The following is a 23,019-nucleotide window of genomic DNA, read 5'->3' on the forward strand; positions in this document are numbered from 1 at the left end:
TAGGGAAATGAAGTTAATAAGTGAATTGAATCACAAATGTTCGAAATGAAATAACGAAAAAATTTTTGTATTTTTTTTTAAATCTTTTGACATTTTCCAGTGAGATTTCGTTGTTAATGTGTAAGGGCGCCACTTACTGAAGAAAATCAGCAAACTACTATATTTAATCGATCGAAAACAAGTAGTTTCAAAAAATAGTAATTATGAGGAGGAATTGTTATGAAAACACACATTAGTACGAATTTAGCTGTCACATTTTTGGAACCAGGGAAAGAAACGCTTAGTAAACAAAAATTTTCAAATAGCGTGGAAAATCCCTCTGAAACAGATGTTTTAACTTTTGGTCGTGCGTTTAGTCAATTATTACCAGAAAATGTTAGTTACAACAGTGTGGTAGAGACAAAGGAAATTGAGTATACCGCGTAATAAATAATATGCAAAAAAGCGTAGAAATGAATGCTAAAAAAGGATATAGAGGAGGAAAACAAGATGAAAAAACTGCATTTAACTTTTTTAAATAGTGAAGGTAAAAAGCACAAAATAATCCCCCGTATTGCAAATGAAAACTTAGGTGTTACAGAAGTCCAACAAGTAATGGAAGAAATCAGTGGGTTATCGTTATTTGTTAAAAAAGGTGTGACTTTGTTTGTCGCTCCAGCTAGCGCAAAATACGTTGAAACGATTGAAACAGAACTCTTTTCTGACGAAGCATAAGATTTGTGAAGTTGTAGGCTGCAAACTATTAGAAATTACGGGCTAAAAAGTTGCGGATAAGGCAGTTTAGACAAGCTGAGGTTTGCAGCCTTCAGTTATTAAAAATTGGCAAATAGGAGGATAGTATGATTCCAAAACCAGTGATTCTTGACATTAGTGAATGGCAATTACCTGAGGCAATTGATTATGGTAAGTTAGCCAAAAATATTGATGGGCAATTGTACGGGTGCAATATGGGTCCCTCCACCGAGATATACATTTTGAAACGCATCTTAGAAAATTAAAGGAATATAAAGTTCCAGTAGCTGTATATGCTTGGGTAAGGGGGACGAGTATTGCAGATATGAAACAAGAAGCCCGTGATTTTTATCAGCGGGCGGCAAAATTTCAGCCAACATTTTGGTGGCTAGACGTAGAAGAAAAATCTTATCACGATATGCGCAGCGGATGCGAAAGTTATCGTCAAGAGCTAAAGCGCTTGGGTGCAAAAAAAGTAGGTGTCTATATTGCCAATCATTTGTACCGGCAATTTAATCTTGAAGTGGAAAAATTTGACGCAATCTGGATTCCTGCTTATGGACAAAATAATGGGGGCTATGAAGGGTTTAATCCGACTTGTACCAATCGTTACGATATTCATCAATATACTTCTAATGGACGTATTCCTGGTTACAAAGGACCAATTGATTTAAATCGTTTGACTGGTGGTAAAGATTTTGCAACACTTTTTGGAACAAAAGTATTAATCGAAGAAAAGCCGTCTTTACCAGAAACATCTCTTGAGGAAAAACCGGTAGAAGGAGGATTAAAGACGTTGAAAGTATTCACTCTCAATACTGCTGTCTATTTGCGTGAAAAAGCAAATACCACAAGTCAAGTCATTGCACTCCTTTATAAAGGTAATCAGATAAAATTTGATGATATTATTTTAAACCAAGGTTATTTGTGGGCAGTACAGCCACGACAAAAAGGGGAAGAAGGCTATTTAGCAATAGGAAAAATAACAGCTTATGGTAAAATGAAATAAAAAATAAGGCTTGGATAAATTTATCCAAGCCTTATTTTTGCTAAAAATTTAGCCACAATGATGTAAGGAATCGCATTCTCCCCTTACACGTTGTCGGAAATCTTCCCCAAAATTCCCTTCAACCACAGTATAGTATAGGATGATCAGAAAGTTAACTAAAGTGACTTTCCGAAAAAGGGTAAAATAATTGAAGAAAATCAATCTATTTGGTAGTATACTTACAAATAGTAAGCTGGCGAGTGTTTTTTGATAATGCTGGAATAACAGTTTCACTGAAAAAAATAATGAAATGAATAAAGTACAGTTAATTTAAAATGGGTTATAAAACTGTGTTATTTGAAGCTATTATCTATTATATTGAATTGGCATAGCTAAAATTGGAGGGGAAAAAATGAAATACTTATATGATGCTGGCACAGAAGATGGCAAGAAGTTATTGCTGTTACATGGTACTGGCGGTGATGAAACTTCCTTAGTAGATATTGCCCGCTTTTTAGATGGCGGTTGTGAAATTTTATCATTTCGCGGCGAAGTAAAAGAAGATGGAATGAATCGCTTTTTTAAGCGCAATGGCTTAAACCAATTTGATCTGGATAGCCTAGAAGAAGAAACCGATAAGTTGTACGAAGAAATTAAACAAATTAGTGCAGAAAAAAATGTTCCCTTAAGTGATTGGATTTTGGTCGGGTACTCGAATGGTGCTAATATTGCGGCTCATTTATTATTAGAAAGAGAAACCGAATTAACGCAAGGTTTATTTTTCCACCCGATGTCTTTAGGTGTGCATGAAAAACAATTTAGTCTAAAAGAGAAACGGATATGGCTTTCTTTTGGTCAAGGAGATCCCATTGTCACCTTGGAATCTTTCAATGAGCTAGCGGCATCTTTTGAGCAACGGGGAGCAGATTTAACCATTAAACAAACGTCACAAGGACATCAATTATCAGCAGAAGAAGTGAATCATGCTCGCAATTGGTTGCACCATATCCCATTATAGAAAAAGCAGCTGTCGTTTGGTTAAAACGATAGCTGTTTGTCTAATTGAAGCTCATGGATATAATCTTTGAAATATTTTTTGGTAGTTACTGAAATTTATTTCAGATTGTGCTAAACTAGCCAAAATATCAATTCTTGTCAAAGACAGGCTCAAATTTATGCATAGGGGTGTAGTAGATGGAAAAAGGATATCGTATCGCTGTAGTGGGAGCAACAGGAGCTGTAGGAACAAAAATGATTGAAATGTTGGAAGACACTACACTGCCAATTGAAAGTGTGAAGTTGTTGGCTTCAAAACGTTCTGCCGGGAAAACAAGAGAATTTAAAGGAGCACCTTTAACAATTGAAGAATTAGTACCAGATTCGTTTAATGGTATTGATATTGCCCTATTCTCTGCTGGTGGGAGTATTTCAAAAGTTTTTGCACCAGAAGCAGTAAAACGGGGTGCAGTTGTCGTGGACAATACCAGTCATTTTCGTATGGACCCAAATGTGCCGTTAGTGGTACCAGAAGTAAATCCGGATGCTTTAAAACGTCACAAAGGAATTATTGCCAATCCCAATTGTTCCACAATTCAAATGATGGTAGCTTTAGAACCGATTCGCCAAACTGCTGGCTTAAAACGGATTATTGTATCCACTTATCAAGCTGTCTCTGGTGCTGGAGCAAAAGCAATTGAAGAATTAAAACAAGAGGCGCAAGCTTTGTTAGACGGTAAAAGCAAAGAGGAACTAGATCCGCAAATTTTGCCTGCAGGAAGTGATAAATTGCATTATCCCATTGCCTTTAACGCGCTTCCGCAAATTGATGTTTTTGCTGAAGATGATTATACGTACGAAGAGTGGAAAATGATTAATGAAACACATAAAATTATGGAAGACGATGCCATAAAAGTTGCTGCAACTTGTGTTCGGATTCCTGTAGTGAGTGGTCATTCTGAATCAATTTATATTGAAACAGAAAAAGAAATGACACCTCAGGCCGTTAGAGATTTGTTAGAAAAAGCACCTGGAGTGACTTTACAAGACGATCCGAGTCAACAAGTTTATCCCCAAGCTTTAAATAGTGTAGATAAAAAAGATACGTTTGTTGGTCGGATTCGCCGTGATTTAGACGTAAAAACAGGACTACACATGTGGGTAGTTTCCGATAACCTATTAAAAGGTGCAGCCTGGAATTCCGTTCAAATTGCAGAAACTTTACATGAACTAAACTTAGTACGCGTCCCTAACTAAATACACTAGTTAATCTAAGAATCTCCCAAGTAAGTGATGGTAATTTTTGCTGTTTTACGTGTGAAAAGTTATCATCCCGCTTGGGAGCTTTTTTTATTTTTGTGTATTCAAATTACGTAATTTTTTAAAAAAAATTTTGCTGCAAAACGCTTCCAGGACAAATTAGCAGTTTGCCGCCGCTTTTTGCTCCTTTTTAGTGTATAATGGACAGTGGCTAGTTGGGCACAGAAAAGGAAATATTATATTTATTATATAGAAAAAATTTGAGAGGTGAATGTTTTTGAGTAACATCAAGATCATTCCATTAGGCGGCGTTCGAGAAAACGGCAAAAATATGTACATCGCCGAAGTGGAAGATGATATTTATGTATTAGATTGTGGGTTAAAATACCCTGAAAATGAATTATTGGGAATTGATACTGTAATTCCTGACTTTACTTATTTAGTAGAAAATGCAGATCGCGTTGTCGGTGTCTTTTTGACCCATGGACATGCCGATGCCATTGGTGCACTGCCTTACTTTTTAGAAAAAGTTGACGTACCTGTATTTGGAACCAAATTAACCATTGAGTTAGCCAAAATTGGCGTTCAAAAAAATGATGCTACTAAGAAGTTTCGAGATTTTCATATAATCGATGAGCATACAGAAATCGATTTTGGTACAACAACAGTTGGATTTTTTAGAACTACGCATTCCATTCCGGATTCTGTAGGAATTACATTAAAAACATCAGTCGGCAACATTGTTTACACTGGTGATTTTAAATTCGATCAAGCTGCCGTGCCAATGTATCAAACAGATTTTGCACGGATTGCAGAAATTGGTAAAGAAGGTGTTTTGGCACTTTTAAGCACCTCTAGTAATGCAGAAAATGCTACGCCGGTTGCTTCTGAACGTCAAATCGCCGATGAAGTATATGACACGATTAAATATTGGGAAGGCCGAATTATTGTTGCCGGAGTTGCCAGCAACTTGCAACGAGTCCAACAAGTATTAAATGCAGCTTACCGTTGTAATCGTAAAGTCGTTTTAACCGGGCAAGATTTTGGCCGAATTATTCGAACGGCGATGAAATTAAATAAATTAGAATTACCTGACGAAGATTTGTTTATCACACAAAAAGAGATGAAAAACTATCCTCCCGAAGAGATTATTGTCTTAGAGACAGGACGGATGGGAGAACCGATTAAATCATTACAACGAATGGCCAATGGTTCTCATCGAACATTACGTATCCAAGAAGGCGATTTAGTCTATATTACGACAACGCCGACAACGGCTATGGAAACCACCGTGGCAAAAACAGAAGATATTGTTTTTCGAGCTGGTGGTACGGTAAAACAAATTTCAGATAACATGCGGGTTTCAGGGCATGCTAATCCTGATGATTTACAATTAATGTTGAATTTATTAAAGCCAAAATATTTAATTCCAATTCAAGGAGAATATCGTCAACTAGCTGCGCATGCACAACTAGCGCAATTAACAGGGATTCCGTTGAAGAACATCTTTATCACAGCCCGTGGTGATATTTTGGAATACAAAAATGGTCAAATGTCTCAAGCGGGTTCTGTACCGGCAGAAAATGTCTTAATTGATGGAATTGGCGTTGGCGACATTGGTAATATTGTATTACGCGATCGTAAAATTTTATCAGAAGACGGTATTTTTATTGCGGTTGTGACTATCAATCGTCGTGAGAAAAAAATTGTTTCAGCGCCGCAAATTACGTCACGAGGCTTTGTCTATGTGAAAGCAAGTCGTGATTTGATTCGCGAAAGTGCGGATATGGTCAGTGAAATTGTTGAGAAGCATTTACAAGATGATGAGTTTGAATGGAGTAAACTCAAACAAGACATTCGCGATCGTCTAAGTCGTTACTTATTTGAACAAACGAAACGACGCCCGGTTATTCTCCCAGTTATTATGGAGTCTTCCCAACGCCAAAAAAGAAAATAAACCTAAAACACTGAAACATTTTTAAATGTTTCAGTGTTTTTCTTATTAAGAGCGCCATTTAGTTTTTTAAGCGAAGACTAGGATAGTTAAAATCTTTTTTTTAAACAAAACATATGAAATCTTTATGAAAAACGATTATACTACTCTAGTGTCGATTTTAGTGGGTAGACAATCGAAATAACTAGTAATCGTCAAAATGAAAAAAATAGAAGAATTGTTTAGCAAAACGGTTTTATTTTTTTACGAAAGGAAGTTATATATGCATACATACCAAGAAGATAAGGTTGTCCAAAAAAATCGTTGGTGGATTCTCGTTGCAGTCTCGATGTTCACTTTTATGTCTACATTAGACGGTAGTATTGTGAATATTGCGCTGCCAACTATTTCAAAAGACATGCATGTCCCAATGAATCAGTCAGAATGGATTGTTTCCATTTATTTGATGATGGTCTGTGCTTGTTTACTATTATTTGGGAAAATCGGAGATAGCTGGGGAAAAATTAAAATTTACCGCATTGGGACATTAATTTTTGTCTTTGGTTCTCTTTTATGTGGCTTTAATCACTCGTTAACGTTTCTATTGTTTGCGCGGGTTATTCAGGCTTTAGGTGCTGCGATGACCATGGCTACGAATACCGGAATTATCACCGAAGTTTTTCCAATGCATGAAAGAGGTCGGGCGCTAGGAATGATTGGTGCTTTTGTCTCTTTAGGCTCCATTGCCGGACCTGGTTTAGGTGGTTTAATTTTGGCGCATTTTTCATGGGCGTATATTTTTTGGATTAATGTGCCTGTTGGGATTATTACCATGTTAATAAGTGAAAAATTCTTACCCAAAGACATTACATTAAGCGGTGAAAAAATCGACATGGGTGGTTTTGCCGCAATTGCAGCGACAATCATGACCTTTTTTGGCGGTGTCTTTTTAGGACAAGAACACGGATTTTTAACGACTATTCCATTACTATTGTTTGCTTTGGCGATAATTAGCTTTTTTGTCTTTTTATATGTTGAAAAGAAAGTAAAATTACCTTTGATTACTTTTAGTATTTTCAAAAATAAGGTTTTTACGATGAGTTTAGTTACAGCGTTGTTGATTTTTTCTTCTAACTTTTTTGTCAATGTTGTTATTCCTTTTTACCTTCAAAGTGCCCGTGGGCTTTCACCAAGTTATGCCGGACTTCTCATGATGGTATTTCCATTTCTAATGGTAATTGGCTCTCCCTTAAGTGGCTATTTAACGGATAAAATGGGGCCAGAAATTTTAGTTTTAACTGGATTAGTTATGTTAGCTGTTACCCAGCTCATGTATATGTTTATGCACGCAGATTCACCTTTGTGGTATTACGTTGTGGCAACTGCTATCATGGGATTAGGTAATTCACTATTTCAATCGCCCAATAATACAATGGTCATGAGTAGTGTCACCAAAGAAAATTTAGGTGTTGCAGGCAGCTTGAATTCTTTTGCCCGTAATTTAGGAATGGTTATAGGTATTTCACTTGCCACGACGATCTTATATGATGCGATGAGTTCAAAAATGGGAGAACGGGTCACAACTTATATTGCTGCGCGACCAGATGTTTTTATTTATGGAATGAAAATTACTTTTCTAGGATCATTTTTACTTTGTTTAATAGCATTACTCTTAACGCTTTATCGGGTGAAAAAACAAGGAGGCATCAGAAAACATGTCTAATGCAGTGGAAGAATATTTAGCAGAAAACCAGATGCAATTTGAAAGTTTTACGTTTGATGTAAGTGATGAAGATGAAGGTCGCGCTCAGGCTGAAAAGTTACAACTAGCGGGTACGACAATTTATAAGACCTTGGTTTTAAAAGGAAATAAAACGGGAACCGTCATTGCACTTGTTCCACTTGATGGGCGGCTCGATTATAAAAAAACGGCTAAAGCTTCTGGAAATCGTAAAGTGGGCTTTCCGCCAATGGAATATGTTATGGCGGCAACTGGCTATCCACATGGCGCCAATACGCCAATTGGAATTTTCATGCAACATCCTGATTACATCCAATTATTTGATACGAGTATTCTAGCTCATGAAAAAGTAATTGTTTCTAGTGGGGAATTGGGTCATAGTATCAAAGTAAAAGTAACGGATTTGATTGCTTTGATTCAGCCGATTCAAGCAGACATCTTAGCAGGATAAGCATTTTAAATAAAAAGCAGATACAAAATTAGGCAAAATTTTCAACCTAACTTTTATATCTGCTTTTTTTATTTTGCTGTTCGCAAGGCATAAGAATCTAAAAGTATTCGGGCCATAATCGATAAAGGTAACCGAGAGCGTACTTCGTAATCAGGGAAAAAAGAGCCCTCGGATTTAAAACCAATAAAAGGAATCTCGATATATTCCATTAGCGAAGAGTAACGGCTGGCAGTTAATAAAACCGTACCAATTTCAGCTTCATAACAGTTTTTAGCAGCAACTACCAGTTCTTCTGTTTCGCCGTTTAATGATACGAAAATTACAACGTCATCTTTGGTCAGTTTACGAGAAATATTCCGAATAATATTTGGATCGGTATGGAGTTCACAATACTTATTGGTTAATTGCAGTTTCACCATCATTTCTTGGCCAATTAATTCAGAAAAGCCTCGGGCAAATATCATAATGCGTTTAGCTGCATGAATACGTTGAATAGCATCTTCAATATTGCCGATTTCAATCATATTAATCGTTCGAATCACTTCTTGTTCATTTTTTAGAATCGCCATTTTAATGCCTTCATCAATTTTATCTAAATGGGAAAAATTGATGTTGGAATTTTCTTTTTCCTTTAAAGAGTGCTTAAAAGCAGTAAAGCCTTCATAACCCATCTTTTTCATTGTTCGAACAATCGTAGCAGTAGAAACATTTGCCAATTCGCTTAATTTAACGATGGAATAATGGGGAATATGTGTAATGTTTTTTTGAATGAAATCCCATAAGTATTGTTCTGATTCGCTTAATTTTGCATCCATGATGGTATCCTTCCCAATCGATATTTGCTATTTATTATTGTAACTTTTTACCAATTTGATGTACAGGGGTTATAAAAAGTGAAAAAATTTTCAGCGAATTTGTTTCTATTTGAAAACATTTACATCTTTACTTAATGCATAATAAAAATGAAAGGAGGGGACAAGATGATTTATACATGTACCTTGAATTTGGCCATTGATCTATTTATTGAAACCGATAGTATGAAACCTCATACGGTTAATCGAACCAAAGATGATGATATTCAAGCAAATGGCAAAGGCGTGAACGTTTCACTAATTTTAAAGCAATTGGGTGTTGATAACACTGCATTGGGTTTTCAAGCTGGTTTTACCGGAGGATATATTAACGATTTTTTAGCAGCAAAAGAAATTAGCACTCATTTTATTGAAGTACCCGGTATGACCCGTATCAATGTCTTTACCCAAGTGAAACAAACAGGGGAGGAATTCAAATTAGTCAATAAAGGGCCAGAAATACCGGCTGAAAAAACTATGGAGTTTTTAACACTATTAGAAAATTTACTTAAAGCCGATGATTACTTGTGTGTGTCTGGAAGTCTGCCACAAGGAGTGTCACCAGAAATTTTAGTTGCAATTAGTAAGATTTGTTATAAAAAACAAGTGAACCTAATTCTTGACAGTAGCTATCAAGAAGTGCTGGCGTGTCTACCATACAAACCATTTTTACTAAAACCAAATGAAGAAGAATTAGCAGCTTGGTATGACGTTACTCTCCAGACAAAGGCGGATTATCTTACTTACGGCAAACGTTTAGTAGCAGAAGGGGCGCAAAATGTTTTGCTTTCTTTAGGCGGTGACGGTGCTAACTTTATTACAAAAGATTGTGTTTTAGTAGGAAATTCTCCCAAAGGACAGGTGGTCAATACAGCCTGTGCAGGAGATACGTTATTAGGGACATTCATTGCAGGAATAATAAAAAAACAACCTTTAACAAAAACTTTGCAGCAGGCGATTGCAGCAGGTAGTTCAACTGCTTTTCAAAAAGGCTTAACAGATTTTTCTGATGTCAGTCAACTAGAAGAACAAATCAACATTACAGTAATTAAAGAAGACGTTAAAAAAGATGAAGTCTTAGCTTAAACAGTGGTTTTAACAATTAAATTTAATGAAATGAGGAGTGTCGAAATGGCAAAATATCAAATTATTGCAGCAACTGGTTGTCCTACTGGTATTGCTCATACCTATATGGCGCAAGAAGCATTGGAACAAGCGGCAAAGCGCAAAGGGGTCACGATTAAAGTTGAAACGCACGGACAAGTAGGAGTAGAAAATGAATTGTCAGCTGAGGAAATAAAAAATGCAGAGGCTGTTATTATCGCTGCAGATAAAGACGTGCACGCTGAACGTTTTGCAGGTAAACGGATAATTGATGTATCGGTTAGCAAAGGAATTAAAGAAGCCGATCAATTAATTGACGACGCGCTTGCCGGCAAAGGTAAAGTTAGTGCTGTTGCAAATACCGTGGAAGAAGTTTCAACTGAAAACGGACAAATGAATATTGGTCGTAGCATTTATAAAAACTTAATGAATGGTGTTTCTCACATGTTGCCGTTTGTAGTAGCTGGTGGGGTTATCATTGCAGTTTCTTTTGCTATTTGGGGTGTTTACTCTTTTGATCCAAATGATCCAACCTATAATGCAACTTCAGCAATGTTTAAATCAATTGGCGATGCGGCAATGGGAATGATGGTACCTGTAATGGCAGCTTACATCGCTGAAGGAATTGCCAAGCGTCCTGGTTTAGTCGTTGGGTTTGTAGGTGGTTTGTTAGCAAATTCTGGTGGTGCTGGTTTTCTAGGCGGTATTTTTGCAGGTTTCTTAGCAGGCTACTTTGTTTTATTATTGCAACGTTTGTTAAAAGTTTTACCAAAACAACTGGATGGATTAAAGGCAATTTTCTTGTATCCCGTTATTGGAGTTGCAGTTGTTGGGACAATTATGGCTTTAATTGCTGGTCCAATGAAGACGGTTAATGAAGGCATGATGAGTTTCTTGTCTGGGTTTGAAAATTCTTCACCACTCGTATTAGGAATCATTGTTGGTTGTATGTGTGCTTTTGATATGGGAGGACCAGTGAATAAAGCAGCCTACGTAACAGGTACAGCACTATTAGCCCAAGGCAACAGCAGCTTTATGGCAGGTGTTTCGGCAGCTTGTATTGCACCACCATTAATTACTGGCTTTGCTACGTTGTTCTTTGGTAAATATTTTGAAACCAATGATCGGAATGCTGGTTTAGTTAACTTTATTTTAGGGTCAACACACATTACAGAAGGCGCCATTCCATTTGCAGCTAAAGATCCATTACGGGTTTTACCAACTATGATGTTAGGTTCATCTATTGCAGCTGTTTTAACGTACATGTTCGGTGTGAAAGTACCAGCGCCTCATGGTGGCTTTTTGGTCTTGCCAGTAGTAGATGGTAAATTACAATGGGTATTTGCCATTCTCGTAGGGTCTATTGTTGGCGGTGTTATCTTAGGACTTATTCAAAAAAATCGGGTTACAAAAGCTACAAAAAACAAAACAACTGAAACAAAGATTGAAGTACAAGCATAAAGAAATAAAAGCTGCAGTAGATAAACAATATTGCTGCAGCTTTTTTAAAGAAAGGTGAAAAACATGGCGCTAATTAAAACAGACCATATTTTTTTAAGAGAAAATTTTGCAACGCAAGATGAAGTAATGCATTTTTTAGCTGACAAGGCAGTTTTACTAGGACTAGCAAGAGATGAAAAGAAAGTCTATCAAAAGTTGTTAGAACGTGAAGCAGAAGGAACGACAGGGATGATGGATGGTTTTGCGATTCCCCATGCTAAAGATATAACAATTACAACTGCTGACATTTTAATCGTTAGTTTAGATAATCCAGTCGATTGGCACAGTTTAGATGGTAGCCCGACAGATTTTATCATTGCCCTATTTATTCCAGATTCTGAGGCAGGAACAACACATTTGAAACTTTTATCCAGTGTAGCGCGTCTTTTGATGCATCAAGATGTAACCAAAGGACTAAAAGCAGCTAGCACCCCAACAGAGATTGCTGATCTTTTAAACAGTAAATTAGCGGAAAATTAAGGAGTATATTCATGACAACAGAAGCAAAAAAAAACTTTATCAAACAATTAAGTGACAAAAACGGTGTGATTTCTGCACTTGCGATTGATCAACGTGGTGCGTTAAAGAAAATGATTAATAAATACCAAGACACAGAGGCAGAGGCTGTTCAAATTGAAGACTTTAAAAAAATCGTGTCTTCTGAATTAACTCAATATGCTTCATCCATCTTACTAGATCCAGAATTTGGTTTGCCAGCGGCTGGTGTTCGCGATGAAAATGCCGGCTTATTACTAGCGTATGAAAAAACAGGTTATGATGCCTCTACACCTGGACGTCTGCCAGATATTTTGTCTATTTGGTCTGTGAAACGTCTAAAAGAAGCAGGGGCAGATGCATGTAAATTCTTACTTTACTATGATGTTGATGAAAGTGATGAAATCAACGATCAAAAGAAAGCCTTCATGGAACGAATTGGTTCTGAATGCGCCGCAGAAGATTTACCATTTTTCTTGGAATTGGTTTCTTATGATGCAAACGATGCCGATGCTAGCACTAAAGAATATGCGCTGAAAAAACCACATAAAGTGATCGAAATGATGAAAGAATTTTCCAAACCACGCTATGGTGTAGATGTATTAAAAATGGAAGTTCCGGTCAACATGAACTATGTAGAAGGTTACGCAAAAGGTGAAGTTGCGTATACAAAAGAAGAAGCAATGGGGTATTTCAAAGAACAAGCAGAAGCAACAGACTTACCATTTATCTTCTTATCAGCAGGTGTTACCGCTGAATTATTCCAAGAAACATTGAAGTTTGCTAAAGAAGCAGGCTCAACGTTTAATGGTGTCTTATGTGGTCGTGCAACGTGGGCAAATGGGGTTGAACCATTTATCACAGGTGGCGAAGATGCAGCAAGAGAATGGATGCAAAATGAAGGACGTAAAAATATTGAAGCGTTAAATGAAGTCTTACAAGCGACTGCAACACCAGTTAAATTTTAAGAAAAAAGAGCTGTGATGAGATGATGTCACAGCTCTTTTTCAGCTTTACTACTACAAGACAAGCAGCCCAAGAAATACAACACCGTAAGCGTAAATGCCATTTTTCCAGTTAAAATTAAAGTATCAATACCGCAACGACACAATTGCCAACCTAGATCTGTTAGCTAAAAATAGTTTAGAGTGTATTTGGAAATTGTAATGTGGGAATTATAATAATAGTTGCTTTAATTTAATTTTTATTTTAAAGCAAAGCTTGCCATAATCTCTTGCAAAAGTGAAAAGTTGATATTTTTTGACATCAAAATGTAAATAGTCAAAAGTAGTAACAGCTACTTACCCAATGAAATAAAACCCATTTCAACGAACTTCGTTACCAGTAAGTTCTTTTTTGTACGTTGGAGGTTAAATAAAAAGTTGCGTTGCCACTAGCTAAAGTTTTCTTTGCAAATCAATGGCGACTAAAGGATATATTCCCAGCAAGGTGGAAATAATTAATACCTGCTTTCTTTTAATTGGGGGAAATTGGATGCATAGTTCAAAATATTTAAAACAATAAATAAGGCTGATACAAAAAAGACATAGCGATAGTCAAAGTAAGCTGACACCGTGGAACCAATTAAAGGACCGCCAATTGCGCCAATTGATTGCATCGTTTGATTGTAACTAAAGATTCGTCCAGTCGCTTCTTGGGGACTATTTTGCGATAAAATAATTTGTACACTAGGGGCTAATGCCGAGTCACTAACCCCGATAAAAAGGCGTAATAAAATAACTTGCCAAATTGCATGACTGAAACCTAGTGTGAAATAAATGCTAAAAGATAAGACCAGACCAAAAAGTAAAATCTTATATTGACCAATTCGATCTCCTAACCGCCCAAATAAAGGTGCAAAAAATAGCATGACTACCCCAGGAGCAGAAGCAACGATCCCGCTATAAATAGTAACAAGTTGTGGATTATGTACAAGTTGGCGTACATATAGACTCAAAATGGGACTGATTGCTTTATCTGTTAATTGTAAAATTGTTGTGGTTAAAAGCATGGCAATAATTACCTTTGGATGGTCAATAACTTGTGTTAATGCTTTAGCAGTCAAAACCTTGTTCTTTGGTTTGGGGGTAAAATGTTCTTTGACAAAAAAGACGGTTAGTAAGAAAACAAAAAACATAATGATGCCGGTAATCCAAAATGTCATACGATAGCCAGCATGGGCTACTACAATACCACCAAACAACGGGCCTAAAAGAGTTCCAGCTACAGTTCCAGTTGAAAGTGTGCCAAGCACGCGACCAGAATGTTCTTTTGGTGTAATGATCGCCATTAAGGCAACGGAATTACTGGTATAACCAGAAAATGCACCTAATAAAAGCCGTAAAAGAAGTAATTGCCATGATTTTGTCACAAAGCCCATGGAAAAAATCATAATTGCCATACCCAAGCTGGCTCTAAGCAACATGGGCTTACGCCCTTTTTGATCGGCTAGCTTGCCCCATAAAGGCGAGACAATGGCCATCGTAATAAAAGTACTCGCAAAAATTAAACCAGATTGAAAACTTAATTCTTTTTTTGTGAAATTGCCTAAGGTATCTACATATAGCGATAAAAAAGGAGAAATTAAGCTGGAGCCAATTCCGGTCATAAAACTACCAAACCATAAAATAAGCAGATTACGCTGCCAGAGTTCATTACTGGCAAAATACTTTTTTAGTATTGTCAAAACACTCACTTCACTTTCGTTTTATAGACTAAACTACGATTAGTAGTTTGTCAACTATTGTTAGTAGTTTAAAAAGCTTTGTGTTAAAATGGTTTTCGTAAGGAGGGATTTTATGAAACGGCGGGATTTAACTCCTGAAAAAATTATAATAACTTACATTGCGTTGGCAGAAAAAATGGGATTGGCACAAGTTAGTTTTCCCCGTTTGGCCGAAGCTTTAGCAATTAAACCACCGTCTTTGTATAATCATTTTAAAAATTTAACCGACTTGAAAGTTCATACTGCAATTTTTCTTCATGAAAGATTACATGAATATTTAACATCACAATTAATAGGAAAAACAAAAGAAGCAGCTTTATTAGCCTACGGAGAGGCTTATCGGCGCTTTGCTTTGAAGTATCAAGCGGTCTACGAATTGCTTAATACAATTCCAAGCTTTAACAATGACGCACTGCTTTTAGCCGGTCGAAAAAATACCTCATTGTTATCTCAGTTATTGGCTTCGTTTGGTTTATCAGAAGAAGAAGTCTTAATGGAAAGTCGTGGGTTTCGCAGCTTACTTCATGGCTATGTCAGTTTGAGTCAGTTGGGTTATTTTCAAAATGTGATGCTCGATTCTGATGAAAGTTTTGTCGCAGTATTGACGCAATTTGTTCAGACTATTGCAAGGAAGGCCAAAGAATAAACAGGTTAGGAGCGATTTATAGACTTTTATCAGCTATTTACGAAGATTGCAGGCACATATCACACTTAAACTAATTGACTTATTTCTTTTTAAAATCGGAGTAGGAAAGAGTATTTCTTCTTATGCCGATTTTTTTCATACCCTTTTTCTGTTTAAGTCTGTTACAATAGATAAGTAAAAACTGTATTAGTTTTATGTTGTAACGTAAGGGGGCAAAGAGATGGAAATCACTTACCATGGTCATTCCGTAATCGCTATCAAATTAGAAGATGGTACGGATTTATTATTTGATCCATTTATTACGGGTAATCCTAAAACAGATTTAGTAGCAGCCGAGGTAAAAACAGACTATATTTTGGTAACTCATGGACATAGTGACCACGTGGGCGATATGGTTGCAATCGCTAAAAACTGCAATGCTACCATCATTGGCATGGTGGAATTATGTAATTTTGCTGAAAAAAATGGGGTAAAAAATACTCATGGTATGAATATCGGTGGTAAATTTGACTTTCCATTTGGGCGAGTGAAGATGGTTCACGCCCAACATAGCTCAGGTTATGAAGTTGAGCGTCAAATGGTTTATTTGGGTGAAGCGGCTGGCTTTATTCTACAAGCTGAAGGTAAAACGATTTATCATGCTGGGGATACGTCAAATTTTGGCGACATGGCTCTTTTTGGCGAGGCGTTTTCTATCGATGTAGCCTTTTTACCAATTGGTGATAATTTTACCATGGGACCAACAGAGGCAGCTTCTGCGGCTAAGCGATTACAGGCAAAACAAGTGGTACCCATCCATTACAATACTTTTCCGCTAATTGAGCAAGATCCCAACGCTTTTATAGCCCTTTTACCAACTGGTGTTGGAAAAGTAATGGCAGTTGGCGAGCGTCTCACGTTATAAAAACAACAAAGATATTGATAAACAAGCGCTGTATAAAAAAAGTGTATACCATAACTAGGAGTGGAACAATGGCGACAAAACATGATTTAATTTTAGCTCATATTGAAAGTTTACCTGTGGGGGATCGAATTTCCGTACGGGGTATTGCCAAAGCGCTAAATGTTAGTGAAGGGACAGCTTATCGCGCGATAAAGGATGCCGAAAATATTGGTTTGGTTTCGACGATTCAACGAGTGGGGACCATTCGGATTGAACGAAAATTAAAGAAAAATATTGAGCGGCTAACTTTTGGTGAAGTGGTCCAAATTATTGAAGGCGACGTTTTAGGTGGTAAAGCCGGATTAGATAAGGTTTTACATAAATTTGTGATTGGTGCTATGAAAGAAGATGCTATGGCCCGGTACATTACACCAGGCTCTTTAATGATTGTTGGTAATCGCGAAGGTGTTCATCGTTTGGCGTTAAAAGAAGGTGCCGCCGTTTTAATTACAGGTGGTTTTGATACTACAAGTGAGATTTGTCGACTAGCCGATGAAGTCCAAATGCCCATTTTACGTACAACTTATGACACGTTTACAGTAGCGGCAATGATTAACCGAGCGTTAAGTGATCAGTTGATTAAAAAAGACATCATGCTTGTAAGTGATATTTTTACGCCATTAGAAAAAACCTCTTACTTGGATGTTTCAGCAACAGTCAAAGACTACAAACGATTGGCTGAAAGTACAACACATTCTCGTTTTCCAGTTGTTAATAAAAATATGCGCCTGGTGGGAATTGTCACGCCCAAAGATATTTTGGAAAAGCAAGATAATCAAGCAATTGAACGCGTAATGACAAAAGAAATTAGCTACGTCAAACGTGAAATGAGTGTGGCTTCAGTCAGTCATCAAATGATTTGGGACGGGTTAGAGGTTATGCCAGTGGTCTCTGATGATTTGAGCTTGGTTGGCTTAGTTTCTCGTCAAGACGTGATGAAGGCGATGCAATTGGTGCAACGTCAACCACAAATTGCCGATACGATTTCCGATCAAATCACAGGTGATATTCAATTAATAGACCAAGATAATGAAGGCAATAAATTGGATAAACCTTACTATACATTTACAGTTACGCCTCAAATGGTTAATGAAGTCGGGACGATTTCTTTTGGTGTTTTAAATGAAATCGTCGCTAATACCGCTAAGCGTGCTTTGCTGCAACAACAGCGGCGCAATACGTGGATTGAACAAGTGAATATGCATTATTTGCGTTTGATACAATTAGAGAGTAAAATAGCCATTCATACTCGCATGTTGGAGTTGGGACGACGAAGTGCGAAGTTGGAAATCGAAGTTTATTTAGAAAATACGTTGGCAGCTTTGGCAATCGTTACTTGCCAAGTTTTAGAGCGGCCATAAGTTAAGGTGAGAAGATGAACATTAGACACGAAATTTTAAAAGCAATTGAAGAATATGATCGTATTATTATCCATCGGCATATGCGTCCAGACCCAGATGCTCTAGGTTCGCAAGTGGGTCTAGCAGAAGTATTACGGGCCAGTTTTCCAACAAAAGAAATTTATCAAGTAGGAGGGCCTGTTGAAGGCTTACATTACTTGGCCGAAATGGATGAAGTGGCAGATGAGCTTTATAAAGGGGCACTTGTGATTGTAACGGATACGGCTAATTCGCCCCGCGTGAGTGATCAGCGATATAAAAATGGTGCCAAATTAATTAAAATTGATCATCATCCCAATGATGAGCCTTATGGAGATTTGGTCTGGGTCAATACCAAGGCTAGCAGTTGTAGTGAAATGATTGCTGATTTCGCTTTTTCATTTCCAGATCTGCTAAAAGTTAGTGTGGCAGCAGCTCGCTTATTATATGCAGGAATTGTTGGCGATACGGGGCGTTTTTTATATCCAGCAACTACTTCTTATACATTAGAAATTGCCGGCAAACTTTTAGACTTTGGCTTTGATGCGGCTAAGTTAAATCGTGAACTGCAACAAATTTCCATGAAGGTAGCGAAGCTTTCGGGTTATGTCTATGAAAATATTGAAGTGGATGAAAATGGCGCAGGACGGGTCATTTTACCTCAAGAATTATTGGATAAATTTAATGTAGTTGATTCAGAAACTTCCCATGTTGTCTCATTACCAGGAACGATTGATGTTACCCTGGCTTGGGGAATTTTTGTGCAGCAACCTGAAGGCTACTATCGGGTACGCTTGCGTTCAAAAGGGCCAGTCATTAATGAGATTGCCAAGCGTCATCATGGCGGAGGACATCCTTTAGCTAGTGGTGCCAATGCCAAAGACCTAAAAGAAGTTGCTGAAATTTATCAAGAAATTCAAGCGGCTTGTCGTAAGTATTTAGCGCAGTAATTATTACGCCACTCGTTTAATTCAAAATAAAAAAATACACTTTTTCATTTATCTCTGGCCTTTAATTTTGGCTGTGATAAAAGTTGAAAGTGTATTTTTTTTATGAAGTTTTGAAAATAAGTGTCAAATGAAGCAACTACCTCTATTACTTAAGAGAAAAGCTTATTTGCTAGATTTTGATTGATTCAGGTGTATATTTTTTATCATGTTGAAACGAGATTTGGGTAATCAGATACAAAAAAGAATTTAATGCTTTTTAAGACTAATACAGACTTCTAAGCTTATCCTCGTAAGTCATCTAAAAATTCAGTTTTACTCGTAGTTTTTTCGTCTTTTGTTTTAATAATTTTTGCAGGAGAACCAGCTACAACGCTCATAGCAGGCACGTCTTTTGTTACGACCGAACCGGCTGCTACAACAGCACCTCTACCAACACGTACGCCTTCTAAAACAACTGCATTTGCACCGATTAAAACATCATCTTCTATAATTACAGGGTTTGCTGATGGTGGTTCTAAAACCCCAGCTAGGACGGCTCCAGCACCGATGTGGGCACGTTTTCCGACAGTTGCTCGTGCACCTAGTATTGCGCCCATATCAATCATGGTCTCTTCGCCGACAACCGCACCAATATTAATCACAGCGCCCATCATCACGACGGCATTTTTTTCAATTACCGCTTCATTACGAATCAAAGCACCCGGTTCAATACGGGCATCGATTTTAGTTAAGTCTAGTAACGGAACGGCTGAATTACGACGATCATTTTCAATGTAGAGATCTTCAATTTTCTCTGGATATTTTTTTAAGAATTCTTGAATATCTTGATTATCACCAATTAATACCCAAGAATTGTAATCACCAAAAATTTTAATTTTATCGTGACTTAAACCGCCAAAATTACCACGGACATAAGCTTTTACAGGTGTTTTTTTCTCGGCATCCTTAATGTATTTGGCTAATGCATAAGGATCAGTAAAATGTAAATCTGACATTTGTTACCCTCCTTGTAAATCTATTCTAAGTTAATAAATCTTCCATGCTGTATAAGCCTGGCTTTTGCTTTAGTAAAAATTCAGCAGCTTTTAAAGCACCATTGGCAAAAATATTGCGGGATAAGGCAGTGTGTTTGAATTCCAATATTTCATCCGGACCGGCAAATATGACTGTATGTTCACCAGGAATTGTTCCTCCTCGAATAGCGTGGATACCCATTTGATCTAATGGATTTTCTAAATCATTACCCTCTCTGCCAAAAATATATTCTTTTGGTTTCGCTAAAGAGTCATTTATACTATCCGCCAGTAAAAGGGCGGTTCCACTGGGGGCATCCTTTTTTTGATTGTGGTGCTTTTCGATAATTTCAATATTAAAATCACTTTCTAAGGCTGAGGATACGGTTTGGAGAGCTTTTATTAAAACATTCATTCCTAAAGACATGTTGGCAGAATAAAAGATGGGGATAACTTGACCGGCGACTGGCAACATGGTTTTTGTTTCATTTGTTAAACCCGTTGTGGCGATAACCAACGGCAGTTCTTGGGCGACACAGCTATTAATTAAAGCAGGTACAGCGCTGTAGTGAGAAAAATCGATTACAACATCCACTTTTTCGACGACTTCAGACAGGTTAGCGTAAACAGGAAAATCAGCTTTTTGAATCGGATTGCGGTCAATACCTGCGACAACTTCTAATTCTGAATGGTCTTTAATTATATTTTGTAAAACTTGCCCCATGCGCCCGTGACAACCACTTAATAAGACTTTCTTCATAGAAAACTCCTTTCAAGATTTAATCATCATAGTTGGAATAAGAAAAGCTGAACCAAAAGGTACAGCTTTTTGTTTGGTTGTATAGCAAACTAATATTTGAAAGGCTATAACCAGTTATTTCATAAAGAACACACTATTTTTCAATTATAGGTTAAATGTTAAAGTAAACCAAAATTTTTCATTTCTGTCTTTAATAATTGTAACGTTTTGGACTCGGGTTTGTCTAATGGCAGCCGGTAATTCATTTCACATTTTCCCAAAAGGCTGACGGCAGCTTTAATTGGAACAGGATTTACCTCTTTAAAGATTGCTTGAATCAATGGGAGTTGTTGAATTTGTGTTTTTTGTGCAGCTTGAATATCACCAGCTAAAAAATCATGAACCATTTGCGAGGTTTCTGCCGGTAAAATATTGGCGATAGTTGAAATAACACCAGAACCACCAACAGAAAGAAAAGGTAAGACCTGATCATCATTCCCAGAATAAACGGCAAAATTTTCATCTGCTAAACTACAAATTTCTACGACTTGAGAGATATTACCACTGGCCTCTTTGATACCAACAATATTGGGAATTTTTTTTAATTCTGCTACCATAGTCGGACTTAAGTTCATTCCTGTCCTGCCGGCAATAGAATATAGTAAAATAGGTAATGTAACACTATTACAAATAGCGGTATAATGTTTGATCAAACTGCTGTTCGTTGCTTTATTGTAATAGGGCGTAACAATTAACAAACCATCAGCGCCTACACGTTGTGCTTCTTTGGCTAGATGAATGCCGTGTTGTGTATTATTTGAACCAGTACCGCCAATCACGGGCACGCGTCCGGCAGCTTGCTTGACAACAGCTTCAATCACCGCGATATGTTCTTCATCAATAAGAGTTGAGGCTTCGCCGGTTGTGCCGCAGGCAATAATTGCGTCGATTCCCTTTGTGATTTGCCACTCTACTAATTGTTTTAACTTATCGAAATCTACCATTCCATCTGTTTTCATTGGGGTAACAAGGGCAACGCCAGCTCCTTCAAAAATTGCCATATCAACACATCCTTTTCAAAATATTTGCTTTCTTGCGTTTTCTTAGTAAAATAGAGAGAAATTATAAAAAATTCAGAAAATATTTTTTATACGAAAATCGCAACTATTTACAAAGTAATATACTATAATGACAGGAAATAGCCAAGGATATTCTGAAAATAATGAATATTTTTGCATAATGGTTGAAAACGAGAACTGTAAAAAAAACAAACGTCATTATAATGGAGCGATTACATTTTATCAATAACTCAATTTATATTGAGATAAAACAACAGCTAATTTATGAAGTAAAAAATAGTTTAATGAATGATAATAATGGAAATTATTCTTAAAAAGAGGATGAATAAAATGGAAATTCGAAATGAAATTCGCGCATTGTTACAAGACGTAACTAAATTTCGACGTGATTTACACCAAATTCCTGAATTGGGTTTGCAAGAATTTAAAACTTGTCAGTATTTAAAAAGTGTATTAACTAATTTAGATGTTCAAGAGGTCCATGAAGTCTTGGATACTGGTTTGGTGGCTGTTTTTCGTGGAAATAAGCCCGGCAAAACTTTAGCTTTTCGAACAGATATAGATGCTTTACCCGTAACAGAAGAAAGTGGTGTAGCTTTTTGTTCACAACACCAAGGGCGGATGCATGCCTGTGGACATGATGGACATATGGCTACCATGTTGGGCTTTGCAAAATATTTAAGCGAACATCCAGAAGAGATTTGCGGCACGGTTGTTTTGATTTTCCAACCGGCTGAAGAAGGTCCTGGCGGTGCACAACTGATGATTGAAGCAGGTATCATAGAAAAATTCGGTATAGAGCAAATTATAGGGCTACACGTTTTTCCAGATTTTAACGAAGGTGTCATTGCTTGTAAACAAGGTGGTATGATGGCTCGCAACGGGGAAGTAACCATTACCGTCCAAGGTAAAAGTGCTCACGGTGCGCAACCACAACAAGGTGCTGACGCAATTTTAGCAACAGCAGCGATTATTCAAGGATTACACACCATTATTTCGCGGAATATTAGCCCGCTTGATTCAGCTGTATTAACTTTTGGTGAGATTCATGGAGGAGAAGCGATGAATATTATTCCAGGAAAAGTTGAACTTTTTGGTACACTGCGGGTTTTTTCAGATACTGTTTATGAAAAAATAACTAAACGTATCCTAACGTTAACTAAAGATATTGCAACGGCTTATGATTGCAGAGCAACAATTGATTTCAATCATATGTATCGCGTGGTAGACAACGACGCGAAAATGGTAGCGGCATTAAAGAAAGTCGCAAAAGATAGCTATGTTACGTCACCACCTTATTTGTTGGCAGAAGATTTCTCCATGTTTCAACAAAAAATTCCAGGTCTCTTTTTCTTTGTCGGTATAAAAAATGAAGAAAAGGATTATATATATCCGCTGCACAGTAGTAAATTACGTTTTGATGAAAAGAATTTGTTAGGCGGCATTCAATGCTATGTTGATTTAATACACGTATTAAATGAGAAAGGTGTGTAA

Annotated in this window: 23 protein-coding genes; 18 read left to right on the forward strand and 5 right to left on the reverse strand. The window is 37.1% G+C overall.

The window, feature by feature from the left end:
* The first annotated feature begins 219 nt into the window (after positions 1-219).
* The 9 genes from EsVE80_RS02805 to EsVE80_RS02840 all read left to right on the forward strand — a co-directional run bounded on the left by EsVE80_RS02805 (position 220) and on the right by EsVE80_RS02840 (position 8,101).
* Positions 220-426, forward strand: coding sequence for a DUF1659 domain-containing protein (locus tag EsVE80_RS02805; protein WP_173102381.1), 207 nt, complete (start codon positions 220-222; stop codon positions 424-426).
* Positions 427-489: 63 nt separating this feature from the next.
* Positions 490-714: a DUF2922 domain-containing protein gene (locus EsVE80_RS02810; protein WP_173102382.1), complete on the forward strand. Its 225-nt coding sequence runs from the start codon at positions 490-492 to the stop codon at positions 712-714.
* Positions 715-839: 125 nt separating this feature from the next.
* The gene (locus tag EsVE80_RS13825; RefSeq protein WP_232061258.1) at positions 840-998 is read left to right on the forward strand and encodes a hypothetical protein; all 159 of its coding nucleotides are present in this window, start codon (positions 840-842) and stop codon (positions 996-998) included.
* On the forward strand, positions 941-1,741 hold the full coding sequence (locus tag EsVE80_RS02815) for a GH25 family lysozyme (protein WP_232061261.1): 801 nt from the start codon (positions 941-943) through the stop codon (positions 1,739-1,741). Before EsVE80_RS13825 ends, EsVE80_RS02815 begins: the two co-directional genes overlap by 58 nt.
* A gap of 391 nt (positions 1,742-2,132) precedes the next feature.
* Positions 2,133-2,738: an alpha/beta hydrolase gene (locus EsVE80_RS02820; protein ID WP_173102383.1), complete on the forward strand. Its 606-nt coding sequence runs from the start codon at positions 2,133-2,135 to the stop codon at positions 2,736-2,738.
* Between the two features lie 176 nt (positions 2,739-2,914).
* A complete protein-coding gene (locus EsVE80_RS02825; RefSeq protein WP_173102384.1) occupies positions 2,915-3,973 on the forward strand; it encodes an aspartate-semialdehyde dehydrogenase in 1,059 nt (352 codons plus the stop codon).
* A 280-nt stretch (positions 3,974-4,253) separates the two neighbouring features.
* Entirely contained in the window at positions 4,254-5,933 is a 1,680-nt protein-coding gene (locus EsVE80_RS02830) for a ribonuclease J (protein WP_173102385.1), read from the forward strand.
* A gap of 259 nt (positions 5,934-6,192) precedes the next feature.
* Positions 6,193-7,632, forward strand: a complete 1,440-nt coding sequence (locus EsVE80_RS02835; RefSeq protein ID WP_173102386.1) for an MFS transporter — start codon at positions 6,193-6,195, stop codon at positions 7,630-7,632.
* Positions 7,625-8,101, forward strand: coding sequence for a YbaK/EbsC family protein (locus tag EsVE80_RS02840; RefSeq protein WP_173102387.1), 477 nt, complete (start codon positions 7,625-7,627; stop codon positions 8,099-8,101). Before EsVE80_RS02835 ends, EsVE80_RS02840 begins: the two co-directional genes overlap by 8 nt.
* A 68-nt stretch (positions 8,102-8,169) precedes the next feature.
* Here EsVE80_RS02840 and EsVE80_RS02845 read toward each other — a convergent pair whose 3' ends face one another.
* The gene (locus EsVE80_RS02845) at positions 8,170-8,916 is read right to left on the reverse strand and encodes a MurR/RpiR family transcriptional regulator (protein WP_173102388.1); all 747 of its coding nucleotides are present in this window, start codon (positions 8,914-8,916) and stop codon (positions 8,170-8,172) included.
* 165 nt (positions 8,917-9,081) lie between these two features.
* Between EsVE80_RS02845 and pfkB the strand changes: the two genes are divergently transcribed.
* The 4 genes from pfkB (at position 9,082) to lacD (ending at position 13,019) form a co-directional block, all read left to right on the forward strand.
* The gene (gene pfkB, locus EsVE80_RS02850; RefSeq protein WP_173102389.1) at positions 9,082-10,038 is read left to right on the forward strand and encodes a 1-phosphofructokinase; all 957 of its coding nucleotides are present in this window, start codon (positions 9,082-9,084) and stop codon (positions 10,036-10,038) included.
* Between the two features lie 45 nt (positions 10,039-10,083).
* Complete coding sequence (locus EsVE80_RS02855) at positions 10,084-11,517, forward strand: PTS fructose transporter subunit IIC (protein ID WP_173102390.1); 1,434 nt, start codon at positions 10,084-10,086, stop codon at positions 11,515-11,517.
* Positions 11,518-11,580: 63 nt separating this feature from the next.
* Positions 11,581-12,036 carry a fructose PTS transporter subunit IIA gene (locus EsVE80_RS02860; protein WP_173102391.1) on the forward strand — a complete coding sequence of 152 codons (456 nt, stop codon included), beginning with the start codon at positions 11,581-11,583 and terminating at the stop codon, positions 12,034-12,036.
* A gap of 11 nt (positions 12,037-12,047) precedes the next feature.
* Positions 12,048-13,019, forward strand: a complete 972-nt coding sequence (gene lacD, locus EsVE80_RS02865; RefSeq protein ID WP_173102392.1) for a tagatose-bisphosphate aldolase — start codon at positions 12,048-12,050, stop codon at positions 13,017-13,019.
* 491 nt (positions 13,020-13,510) lie between these two features.
* On the opposite strand, the gene EsVE80_RS02870 is transcribed toward lacD, so the two are convergent.
* Positions 13,511-14,659, reverse strand: coding sequence for an MFS transporter (locus tag EsVE80_RS02870; RefSeq protein WP_173104111.1), 1,149 nt, complete (start codon positions 14,657-14,659; stop codon positions 13,511-13,513).
* Positions 14,660-14,849: 190 nt separating this feature from the next.
* Here EsVE80_RS02870 and EsVE80_RS02875 point away from each other — a divergent pair, with 190 nt between their 5' ends.
* The 4 genes from EsVE80_RS02875 (at position 14,850) to EsVE80_RS02890 (ending at position 18,694) form a co-directional block, all read left to right on the forward strand.
* Positions 14,850-15,422, forward strand: a complete 573-nt coding sequence (locus tag EsVE80_RS02875; RefSeq protein ID WP_173102393.1) for a TetR/AcrR family transcriptional regulator — start codon at positions 14,850-14,852, stop codon at positions 15,420-15,422.
* 220 nt (positions 15,423-15,642) lie between these two features.
* Positions 15,643-16,326 carry a metal-dependent hydrolase gene (locus EsVE80_RS02880; RefSeq protein WP_173102394.1) on the forward strand — a complete coding sequence of 228 codons (684 nt, stop codon included), beginning with the start codon at positions 15,643-15,645 and terminating at the stop codon, positions 16,324-16,326.
* A 68-nt stretch (positions 16,327-16,394) separates the two neighbouring features.
* Positions 16,395-17,726, forward strand: a complete 1,332-nt coding sequence (locus EsVE80_RS02885; RefSeq protein ID WP_173102395.1) for a DRTGG domain-containing protein — start codon at positions 16,395-16,397, stop codon at positions 17,724-17,726.
* 14 nt (positions 17,727-17,740) lie between these two features.
* On the forward strand, positions 17,741-18,694 hold the full coding sequence (locus EsVE80_RS02890; protein WP_173102396.1) for a DHH family phosphoesterase: 954 nt from the start codon (positions 17,741-17,743) through the stop codon (positions 18,692-18,694).
* Between the two features lie 281 nt (positions 18,695-18,975).
* Here the strand turns inward: EsVE80_RS02890 and dapD are convergent, their stop codons facing one another.
* From dapD to dapA, 3 genes are all read right to left on the reverse strand, one after another.
* A complete protein-coding gene (gene dapD / locus EsVE80_RS02895; protein WP_173102397.1) occupies positions 18,976-19,689 on the reverse strand; it encodes a 2,3,4,5-tetrahydropyridine-2,6-dicarboxylate N-acetyltransferase in 714 nt (237 codons plus the stop codon).
* Between the two features lie 25 nt (positions 19,690-19,714).
* Positions 19,715-20,467, reverse strand: coding sequence for a 4-hydroxy-tetrahydrodipicolinate reductase (dapB, locus tag EsVE80_RS02900; protein ID WP_173102398.1), 753 nt, complete (start codon positions 20,465-20,467; stop codon positions 19,715-19,717).
* Between the two features lie 158 nt (positions 20,468-20,625).
* Positions 20,626-21,507 (reverse strand): 4-hydroxy-tetrahydrodipicolinate synthase, encoded by an 882-nt coding sequence (dapA, locus tag EsVE80_RS02905; protein ID WP_173102399.1) that lies wholly within the window; start codon positions 21,505-21,507, stop codon positions 20,626-20,628.
* A gap of 348 nt (positions 21,508-21,855) precedes the next feature.
* On the opposite strand from dapA, the gene EsVE80_RS02910 reads away from it, so the two are divergent.
* The gene (locus EsVE80_RS02910) at positions 21,856-23,019 is read left to right on the forward strand and encodes a M20 metallopeptidase family protein (RefSeq protein WP_173102400.1); all 1,164 of its coding nucleotides are present in this window, start codon (positions 21,856-21,858) and stop codon (positions 23,017-23,019) included.

Origin of the sequence: Enterococcus saigonensis, assembly GCF_011397115.1 — a bacterium.
GTDB lineage: Bacteria > Bacillota > Bacilli > Lactobacillales > Enterococcaceae > Enterococcus_C > Enterococcus_C saigonensis.